The sequence below is a fragment of the Vibrio genomosp. F10 str. ZF-129 genome, from assembly GCF_000287055.2.
Lineage (GTDB): Bacteria > Pseudomonadota > Gammaproteobacteria > Enterobacterales > Vibrionaceae > Vibrio.
The window spans coordinates 1-255 of sequence record NZ_AJYQ02000087.1 but is presented as its reverse complement, the minus strand read 5'-3'; the positions used below and the strand labels follow the sequence as shown (position 1 = coordinate 255).

Annotated in this window: 1 protein-coding gene; it reads right to left on the bottom strand. The window is 44.3% G+C overall.

Annotation, left to right across the window (positions count from 1 at the left end):
- Positions 1 to 43: 43 nt before the first annotated feature.
- The coding region (locus tag A1QO_RS20505) for a hypothetical protein (protein ID WP_038131761.1) at positions 44 to 255 on the bottom strand (212 nt) is incomplete at its 5' end.

The following is a 255-nucleotide window of genomic DNA, read 5'->3' as shown; positions in this document are numbered from 1 at the left end:
TGTAGTGAACGGCCAATGACAAAGCTGAAAAACGATACCGATTTCAAACGCGATACTCACAAGCGGTGACCCACGAAACCCGATATGCAAAGAGATTAAAGCCGCCCACAAAACTAACGTGCTCAATAATGAACTGCGGGAAAACCAGACTCAACAAATACGATGAGAGTTTGTAAGCAGACAGAAACAATAGTTTCGAGAAACGCGCTTCAAAACGGTTGCCGGAAAACTTTGGATTACGCCCAAACTGGCTTT